We start from the raw sequence: 9,763 nt of genomic DNA, 5'->3' as shown, positions 1-9,763 counted from the left end.
TAGTCATCCTACTATCAAGTGGAGCTAACAAAGGGTTGAACACCAAATTCACTCAAACAGTTTATTTTACAGGGTCAAAGCCACCAAAAAAAGCCACGTCTTACATCCTGTTTGTGTCATTACCATTATGAACCGAAGGTACTTATTTTCATGCCAGGGTTGGGTGTAAAAAACTCATGATTGTTTATTTTTGCAAATTACATCATCTCTCATTTTTTTATTCATATATTATAGAAAAAGAGGTTAGGAGAGTCGAGGGTGATAAGATACTTGACGTCTATTGGATTATCAGCAGTTTTATTATTAGCGATTGTATGGAGCATCATCTCAAATTTCCACAAAGAAGAAAATGGTGGAGAAGCCCTGAATGAAGTAAATCAACCAGTAATAAAAGAGAAAGAAATACATACATCAGTAGGACAAGTAGAAGATAATCAGGGTGATGCGGGGAGTTTCTATGTTGATATTGATGAATCTGTGCTATATAGTCACGATCATGAACATATGGAACAGCAGCCTGAAGTATCGGCTTTAAATATACCAGCTCCAGATTTCGAATTAATGACGTTGGACGGGAAAACATTGAAACTCTCGGATTACCTTGGAAAGAAAATTTTAATAAACTTTTGGGCAACATGGTGTCCACCTTGTACTGAAGAAATGCCGATTTTACAAAATTATTATGAACAGCATGCAGAAGATAACAATGCCGTTATTCTTGCGGTCAATTTAACGGATCAAGAAGGTGGAATTGAACCAATTCGAAAGTTTGCTAACGATTTCCATTTGACGATGCCTATTTTACTAGATAAAAAGGGGCAAGTTTCAATTAACTATGAAATTTTGACACTCCCAACAAGTATGATTGTTAATGAAGAAGGATTTTTGGTTGAACAAATAATCGGACCTGTAACAGAAGAAATGCTGGAGGAAAAATTAGGTGTAAAATAATTTTGTAGGTAAAGAAAATTGAGTTTATTAATAAGCTTAATATAATTCAAAGGTGATATATGTTCTGTAAAGGACATATGTCTTTTTTATTTTGATAACAACTAGCATAGCAAGTAATATCCGTTTGTAGAAATTGTAAAGTATCAAAATTATAAAATCATTGAACCAATTTTTTGAAAAAATATTTGTAAATCATTCACAATGTGTGTATATTGTATATATAGTATATATACAATATTGCAAAAGAGGTATTTGCATGCAAATTATCATTTCTAATAATTCAAAGGAACCAATTTATGAGCAAATTTATTCTCAGATAAAAAAACAAATTTTGACGAATGAGCTGCAGGCTGGACAATCTTTACCTTCAATGAGACAACTAGCGAAGGATTTAGACATAAGTGTTATAACAACAAAGCGTGCCTATGAGGAATTAGAAAAAAACGGTTTTATTTACTCAGTAGTTGGAAAAGGTTCATTCATTTCTGAACAAAATAATGAAATGATTCGGGAACGGAAATTGAAAGTGATAGAAGAACAGTTAATTGCAGCCATACAAAATAGTAAAGAAATAGGTATTGAATTAGCGGAATTAAAGGAGCTTCTTACGATGTTATATAAGGAGGACGTATGATGGAAAATGTAATTGAACTAAAAGATGTAAATAAAGTATTTAAAGGATTTCAACTGAAAGATTTAAATATATCGGTTAAGAAAGGGTTTATTACTGGATTCATTGGTGGTAATGGAGTAGGGAAGTCCACTACAATCAAGTTGATTTTAAATTTGTTACAACCAGATAGTGGATCCATTTCAATTTTTGGATTGGATTACAAAAAGCACGAGAAAGAAATAAAGCAACGAATCGGCTTTGTATTTGATGAAAATATTTTTTATGAAAATATAACATTAAATGAAATGAAGAAACTTGTTAAACCTGCTTATAAAAAGTGGGACGATGAGCTTTTTAATCATTACGTAGAAAAATTTGAACTACCATTAAACAAGAAAATAAAACACCTTTCAAAGGGAATGATGATGAAGGCATCTTTGACTATTGCGCTGTCACATCATGCTGAACTAATTATCATGGATGAACCAACATCAGGATTAGATCCAATATATCGTAGGGAACTACTAGATATTCTCCATGACCTTATGCAAAATGGTGAAAGAACCATCTTTTTTTCAACACATATTACAACAGATTTAGATCGGATAGCTGATTATATAGCGTTTATTCACAACGGAGAACATATTTTTACGAAGGAGTATTATAAAATTGAGGAAGAATATGCAATTGTGAAAGGCGGAACGAATCTATTAGACCGCGACACTGAACGCGAATTTATCGCTATTAGAAAATCTAATCATGGATTTGAAGCTTTGACGGCAAATAAAAAACGAATTGAGGATATTTTCGGAGAAGCAATTATTATGGAGAAACCGACACTTGAAGATATAATGCTGTATACAAAGAAGGGAAGAGAAGAAAATGTTGAATCTCGTTCGTAAAGACATTTTATTACAGAAAAATACACTATTAATTATGCTGCCTTTATTAATAATCTATTTATTATCAGGTTCTTCTGTAACTTGGGTATCTATAGTTTTTTGTGTCGTAGTCATTATGAATGCTTTTGCATTTGATGAAAAATCTTCAATCAATCTTTTATTAAATTCATTGCCGTATACACGAAAAGAGATTGTTAGTTCAAAATATATTAGTGCGTGCGTTTTTACTTTACTAGTCTTGTTTACAATTTTTATTGGGAATTTGGTTATTCATAAAGAAATACTTCAACGGGAACAAATTTTAATCACTATTAGTATTGTTGGTATATTTATATCACTCGCTTTTCCATTTTCATATTTTTTTAAAAGTCAGTATTTATTGATTGGATTTGGTGTTTCTTTTGTTATTTATATGGTTATTGTTAATACATTTATTGTCGATTTAAATGATAGGATAAGAGATTTAATTCAAATTATGTTATCTTTCAGTAATACTCAAATGTATTTACTGATTATTTTTTCGGTAATGCTCCTCTATATTATTTCATGGCTGTTTTCCATTCGAATTTATAGTAAAAAAGTTTTTTAAATTAAGTAATATACACATATTATTTACTATTAGAAAAGCTATAAAAATTACAAAAGGGCATTACACAATTGTAGTGCCCTTTTACTATTTTTAAAACTTTTTATCCCATGATATTGTAACCTGAGTCGATGTAAATTGTTTCTCCTGTTACGCCTCTAGATAGATGACTTAACATAACAAGTGTCATATCTGCCACTTCTTCTTGGTTTGTATTACGTTTTAAAGGTGCTGTTTCTTCGATTTTATGCAGAATTGTATTAAAGCTTGGAACGCCTTTAGCTGCTAATGTACGAATAGCACCAGCTGAGATAGCATTAACGCGAATGCCTTCCGCACCAAGATCAGCTGCAAGATAACGCATTGCAGCTTCAAGTGCAGCTTTTGCAACACCCATTACATTGTAGCCATCAAGAACACGTTGAGCACCTAAGTAACTCATTGTTACAATTGAACCACCTTCAGTCATGTAAGGAAGTGCAGCCTTAGCTACTGCTACTAATGAATATGCACTAGTATCTTGTGCAAAGGCATAGCCTTCGCGTGTCGTTTCTACAAAACGATTTTTTAAATCTTCTGCATGTGCAAATGCAACAGAGTGAACAATTCCGTGGATAGTGCCAAATTGTTCCCCAATTTGAGTAAATGCTTTTGCAATGCTTTGATCACTATTTACATCACATTCAATGGTAGCAGTCGTGTGCTCTGTATAGTCTGCTAAAAGTTTTTCAATTTTACTTTTTGAACGCTCTTTGCGATATGTAAAAATAACGTTCGCGCCGACTTCTAAAAGTTTTTTTGCAATTCCCCAAGCAATGCTTCGTTCATTTGCTACTCCCATAACTACAATTGTTTTATCTTTTATTTGTAATAAGTCCATTTAACAAACCTCTCTTCTATTAAAATAATATCAGTTATTAGTACCAACTACTAATTATGAGTTTAACAGTTCACAATATAAAAATCAATGTCTATATAGTAGTATCTTGCATAACAAAATAGTTGACAGCTATATTGTTATGCAATATAGTATAACTAACTACTTTGTATAACAAGATAGATTTTAATTTACTATAATGTAAAACTTGAAAGGGGGATAAGGAGTGTCTATTCGAAGCCAACTACTAAAAGGTATTTTAGATGGTTGTGTTCTTGCAATAATTGAAGAGGAAGAAGTTTATGGCTATGAATTATCAAAAAAGTTGCAGTCAGAAGGATTAGAGGATGTAAGTGAAGGAACAATCTATCCAGTATTGTTAAGATTGCAGAAAAATAAATTCATCGTTGGAGAAATGAGACCGTCTCAAACTGGGCCCAATCGAAAGTATTATGGCATAACAGAGGAAGGAAAACAGGCACTGGAAATAATTCGCAAAGAATGGAATCAAATAGCAACGCCAATCTCAAATATCCTAGGGAGTGATGAAAGATGACGTTAACAGTGAAAGAGCTTATTAAACAAAATAATGAGAAACGAAAACTACTACTACCGGAAAATGAAAACTACTATGAAAATTTACTAGTTTATATTCGGTCAAATTTGTTTCGAAAAGAACGTGCCACTGAAGAGATTTTATTAGAGATGCTTGATCACCTATTGGAAGCGCAGAAGGAAGGGAAAACTGCTGAACAGGTGTTTGGCAAATCTCCTCAACAACTTGCAGAAGAAATTATAGAATCATTGCCTAAAGAATCCATGAAGGAAGTTTTAGAATTCGCGTTTGAAAATGTTTTAACTTTATTTGGATGGTTTTTAGTTGCATGGGGATTTTTGCCACTAATTTCAAAAGAAGAACAGACCATTCATATTGGAACTGCAGCTATTACTGCATTATGTGTTGCGGGAAGTTTATTTCTTATAGTATATTTTGTTTTTGTAATGTTAAAGAAGAATGCATTCAATCGTGCAAAAAACAAGGGAAGCGTATTATGGAGTCTAGGCATTTTAATTGGTTCTATATGGGCGATTGTACTCTTCATAAATATTTCACTTGAACCGTTTGGACCAATTGTTCAAATAAACGAATATACTGGGTTTGGTCTTGGCTGTTTCTTTTTGTTAGCTGCTTACATCTTAAAAAAATCACGTGAAGCAAAATAACTGATGATGTTTTTATCATTATTTGGAAGAGTCCAATTACATTGAACTTGACAGAATGTTTTCTAAATATTAGAATTTAAAATCATAAATAAATTTTATCTAGTTTTATACTAACTTTAGTACAATAGTTAATAATTTGATATTGACTATTTAAAAAAGCGAAGTAGAAAACTTGAAAAAGCTATGTATATAAAGGGTAGACTATTTAAAAAACCTAGCTTAGGTTAGTTAAAAGTAAACCGACAATTTTCAAAGTTTATTGGCTATATATGCCATAACTTTAGAAATTGTCGGTTTTTTTCTTTTAAAAAATAACCTTTTAGAAAGGAATGATTAGTTATGAAGCAGGGAGATATGAATTATATGTTCGATATGTCAGCTACTTACATTCAACAATTTTCAGTGGGGAAAGATAAATGTTAAATTCCTTGGATTCTGGTTTATTACCAGTGGTATTTTTAATACTCCTTGCAATTTCTGCAATGAGCTGTTTAATCCTTTTATATTCAAAGACTCCCTTATCTTTTACTCATATACATGTTGGTTTAAGCGCTTTGCCGCCTTTTGTTGCCTTACTAGCACTTTTTTTTAATAATGAACCGATAGTTGTTGGTCCGTTACATTTTAATGCCTTAACGTGGCTAGTAGCTTTTTTTGTACTAACTGTCAGCTTAATAGTTCAGCGTTTTTGTATTCATTATTTACTTGGAGACAGCTCTTATCGAAAATATTTTGCTTTGTTGACATTTACTACAATCGCTGACTCAGTTGCTTGGCTTAGTAATGATCTTCGATTGTTATTGCTTTGTTGGGGAGCTACACTACTAGGGCTAACTTTGCTTATAGGATTAAAAAAGCAATGGGAAGTAGCAAGAAATGCAGCAAAGACTTGTGGTCTATTATTTGCATTCAGTTGGGGAATATTAACGATTGCAATTGTCTGGCTAACTCAAGCAACGAATCATTGGCAGTTATCGAATGTACTTACTTCAGAAAGTCTTTTACAGCTTGATTCATGGGAGAGAACATGCATTAGTTTGCTGATAATAGTGGCTGTTGTAATTCCAGCTGCACAGTTTCCGTTTCAACGGTGGTTATTAGATTCAGTAGTTGCCCCAACCCCGATTTCTGCAATTATGCATGCGGGCATTGTCAACGCTGGTGGAATAGTGTTAACACTTTTTGCTCCTATTTTTCAAGGGAATTTAGTACAAATTATTTTATTAGTATTTTCTAGTATTTCCGTGTTAATAGGTACTGGAATTATGTTGGTTCAAGTTGATTATAAAAGACAGCTCGTTGGTTCTACGATTGCACAAATGGGATTTATGTTAATCCAATGTGCATTAGGTGCTTTTTTAGCAGCCATTATTCATGCGGTGTTGCACGGTTTATTTAAGTCTACGCTTTTTTTACAAGCCGGTTCAGTATTCCAAAATAATGTGTCTAGCTTTAATACGAAAAAACCATTGTCATTATTAACGATTATTACAGGAAGTCTAGTAGGTATTCTAGTAGGGATTGGATACTGGCTTACTTCTCCTGAAGAGGTTTACCAATTAGTAAGTGCCTTTATTTTGGGATGGTCAGTATCTTTAGCTTGGATACAACTTGTGGCATTTGGCTTGAGCAGAACTGGGCGCGTAGCAGGATTTTTCATATTAGTAGGGGGAGGCAGTGTATATTTTTTCATCCATCATCTTTTACATAGTGTCTTAGATGGAACAGTTCAAAAAAGTATACAGTCACCATTCATTGCAGCCATATTGATAGTACTAATGTTGCTGTTCGCTAGTGTAGTAGCTATTTTGCTAACACGCAAACATTTATCTAGATTTTATGCAATTATTTATCTTTGGCTTGTACGGTTAGGGGAGCCTCATAATGATGTCATCGAAAGTCATCCAAGTTATTTGACACAAATGTTTTCTCAAGGAGGTAAGTTACGTTGAACACAACATTTGTGAAAGCTCTAAGTTTAGAAAAAAGTCCTAGTAATGTTGATTTAGATATTAATGATTTTGTGAAATCCGCAAGTAAAGTGATTATGCCAGTAGGACCAATAACGAAATTCGCTGCACACAACCCCTGGGCAGATATGGAGCAGCAATCGTTCGAAGAAGTTGCACGACGACTTAAAATTATTAGTGATATAGATATTTATCCTAGTCATTCTGTGTTAGAGTCTGCATTTAAACGGGGAGAAATTAATCAAGAATTTATTGAAATTAGACTTCAACAATGGCTTGATATGAAGTCACTCGATTTACCTGGTGGAGCTGCAATTCAATACTGTCGAGCGGCTCTTTTTCAAGATAAACAAACATTCGAATACTCACCAAAAACTGAGCTGAGGAGAATAGCAAAGGAACTACTACGTTTAAAATATGAAATTCCCAAAAAACATACAGTCCAAACATATAGTAAACGAATAGATAAAGAAAGCAGCGATAAAATAACCCAAATTCTTAATGGACAAATGATAAAGTGGTGTAAATTATTTTTGGATGAATCTCAGGCTGCTTGGTCTATGCCAAATCGGGAAAAAGGTTTTTATTCTTCATGGAGGAGCCTAGTCCATTATGATCCAGCTGTAAGTTCTAGTATACGTAAGAGATTAAATGATTTACCACGAGAGGCCGATCAAGCTTTAATGGAAGCATTGCTGGGCTTAGAAATTTCTTTTTTAGAGATTCAAGATTATTTAGAAGCCCATTTACTCGCTTTACCAGGATGGGCAGGAATGATGCTTTGGCGCTCACAGCAATACGATAAGGATATGAACTTGCTAACAGAGTACTTAGCAGTCCGAATTTGTATGGAGTACGCACTTGTCAAACCTTATCTTCCTTTACCACAGAAAAAAACTGAAGATAACATAGAACTTTTAGAATCATTGATTGTATCCTGGGCTAATTGGGGCAACTTGCCTATCAAAACTTGGTTACAGTTATCTCAAAAAGAAATCAAAGCTAGATTGACTTTAGCCTATGATTTTGATCAAATTGTTCGTAATCGTATTTTGCTTGAGGCATGGGAACATACTTACGAAGCACAGTTGATGAATATCATTAGTTCAAAGTCGCGCAATGCAGAAGAAAATGTAAAGCCAACATTGGCCCAATTTGCATTTTGTATCGATGTGCGTTCAGAGCCTTTTCGTCGTAAGCTTGAAGAAGCAGGTCCATTTGAGACCTTTGGAACAGCTGGCTTTTTCGGTTTACCGATTGAAACATGTCAACTAGGTAGCAGACACAGTCATCCATCCTTGCCTATTTTGTTTAAACCACAATTTAGAGTGAATGAATTTTCGTCAGAGCCTAATTTCAAATCATATCAACAACGTCAGCAAACGGTTAGTTTACTAAGCAACACATTCAAAAAGATGAAATACAATATGTCTTCAAGTTTGATATTGCCTGAAATAACTGGTGCATGGTTAAGTTTACAAACAATAGCTCGTAGTTTTTTTCCAAGAGGTACAGGTATTCTATTCCGAAAAACTAAAGAAGCATGGCTTCGCAAACCATCTACACAATTATCACTTAATCGTATACAAACCTCAGAAACAGAGTTGCCTATTGGGTTCACTGAAGAAGAGAAAGTTCATTATACTCGGCAAGCATTGAACATGATGGGCTTGATAGAAGATTTTGCGCCTTTAGTAGTGATTTGTGGTCATGGCAGTCACAGTACGAACAATTTATATGCATCTGCATTAGATTGTGGTGCATGTGGGGGGGCATCTAGTGGATTTAATGCCAGAGTATTGGCAACTTTGTGTAACCTTCCAGAGGTTAGAAAAGCTCTCAATGAGGATGGAATTTGTATTCCAAAAGAGACCGTCTTTGCAGCTGCGGAGCATATTACAACAATGGATGAGCTACAGTGGATATATGTTCCTGAACTTTCAAATAAGGCAAAGGAGGCATTTGACTGCATCCAAGCAGTATTGCCAGAGGTGAGCAACCAAGCTACTACTGAAAGAATTGTAAAATTACCTAGTAGTATAATTAGTTCCAAGAATCCTAAGGCAGAAGCGCAACGCTTGGGAGAGGATTGGAGTGAAGTACGGCCAGAATGGGGGCTGGCGCGTAATGCAGCTTTTATTATTGGAAATCGGGAGCTTACTCGAAACTATAATTTAGATGGAAGAACTTTTCTACACAGCTATAACTGGCACAAGGATGAAGACGGCACGATACTCGGAAATATTATTTCTGGCCCTACAACAGTTGCTCAATGGATTAATCTGCAATATTACGCTTCCACTGTTGTTCCTCATTATTATGGAAGTGGAAATAAAACAACCCAAACAGCTACTGCTGGAATTGGGGTTATGCAGGGCAATGCAAGTGACCTATTAAGTGGTCTTCCTTGGCAGTCGGTAATGCAGTCAGATCAAGAGGGGTATCATGATCCACTAAGACTGCTAGTAGTGATTGAAGCACCAAAAGAGCATGTGGAACGACTATTTGATCAAAATCAAACATTTCTTCAAAAGGTTCGTAATGGATGGATTCGACTTGCTTCTATTGATCCAGAAGGGAATTGGAAAAGTTGGCATTAACTAAATTGTCTGTAGCAAAAATTACAACTTATTTAATTAA

At 34.3% G+C, this 9,763-nt stretch carries 9 protein-coding genes; 8 read left to right on the top strand and 1 reads right to left on the bottom strand.

Going from position 1 to position 9,763, the window contains the following annotated elements:
• The first annotated feature begins 258 nt into the window (after positions 1-258).
• From EKG35_RS14100 to EKG35_RS14085, 4 genes are all read left to right on the top strand, one after another.
• Positions 259-951, top strand: a complete 693-nt coding sequence (locus EKG35_RS14100; protein ID WP_126295194.1) for a TlpA family protein disulfide reductase — start codon at positions 259-261, stop codon at positions 949-951.
• Between the two features lie 256 nt (positions 952-1,207).
• A complete protein-coding gene (locus tag EKG35_RS14095) occupies positions 1,208-1,585 on the top strand; it encodes a GntR family transcriptional regulator (protein ID WP_126295193.1) in 378 nt (125 codons plus the stop codon).
• Positions 1,585-2,466 carry an ABC transporter ATP-binding protein gene (locus tag EKG35_RS14090; RefSeq protein ID WP_126295192.1) on the top strand — a complete coding sequence of 294 codons (882 nt, stop codon included), beginning with the start codon at positions 1,585-1,587 and terminating at the stop codon, positions 2,464-2,466. The genes EKG35_RS14095 and EKG35_RS14090 overlap by 1 nt, the downstream gene beginning before the upstream one ends.
• Positions 2,447-3,055 (top strand): ABC-2 transporter permease, encoded by a 609-nt coding sequence (locus EKG35_RS14085; RefSeq protein ID WP_126295191.1) that lies wholly within the window; start codon positions 2,447-2,449, stop codon positions 3,053-3,055. Before EKG35_RS14090 ends, EKG35_RS14085 begins: the two co-directional genes overlap by 20 nt.
• A 100-nt stretch (positions 3,056-3,155) precedes the next feature.
• On the opposite strand, the gene EKG35_RS14080 is transcribed toward EKG35_RS14085, so the two are convergent.
• Complete coding sequence (locus EKG35_RS14080; RefSeq protein WP_126295190.1) at positions 3,156-3,932, bottom strand: enoyl-ACP reductase FabI; 777 nt, start codon at positions 3,930-3,932, stop codon at positions 3,156-3,158.
• A 223-nt stretch (positions 3,933-4,155) separates the two neighbouring features.
• Between EKG35_RS14080 and EKG35_RS14075 the strand changes: the two genes are divergently transcribed.
• From EKG35_RS14075 to EKG35_RS14060, 4 genes are all read left to right on the top strand, one after another.
• Complete coding sequence (locus EKG35_RS14075; protein ID WP_126295189.1) at positions 4,156-4,485, top strand: PadR family transcriptional regulator; 330 nt, start codon at positions 4,156-4,158, stop codon at positions 4,483-4,485.
• Complete coding sequence (locus tag EKG35_RS14070) at positions 4,482-5,153, top strand: DUF1129 family protein (RefSeq protein ID WP_126295188.1); 672 nt, start codon at positions 4,482-4,484, stop codon at positions 5,151-5,153. Before EKG35_RS14075 ends, EKG35_RS14070 begins: the two co-directional genes overlap by 4 nt.
• Positions 5,154-5,569: 416 nt before the next feature.
• Positions 5,570-7,105: an NADH dehydrogenase subunit 5 gene (locus tag EKG35_RS14065; protein WP_126295187.1), complete on the top strand. Its 1,536-nt coding sequence runs from the start codon at positions 5,570-5,572 to the stop codon at positions 7,103-7,105.
• Complete coding sequence (locus EKG35_RS14060) at positions 7,102-9,723, top strand: DUF2309 domain-containing protein (protein ID WP_126295186.1); 2,622 nt, start codon at positions 7,102-7,104, stop codon at positions 9,721-9,723. Before EKG35_RS14065 ends, EKG35_RS14060 begins: the two co-directional genes overlap by 4 nt.
• The last annotated feature ends 40 nt before the right edge of the window (positions 9,724-9,763 follow it).

Source organism: Lysinibacillus telephonicus (assembly GCF_003966145.1).
In the GTDB taxonomy this organism is placed as follows: domain Bacteria; phylum Bacillota; class Bacilli; order Bacillales_A; family Planococcaceae; genus Ureibacillus; species Ureibacillus telephonicus.
Note: the sequence above shows the minus strand (reverse complement) of the source record. Positions and strands in the feature narration are given on the sequence as shown.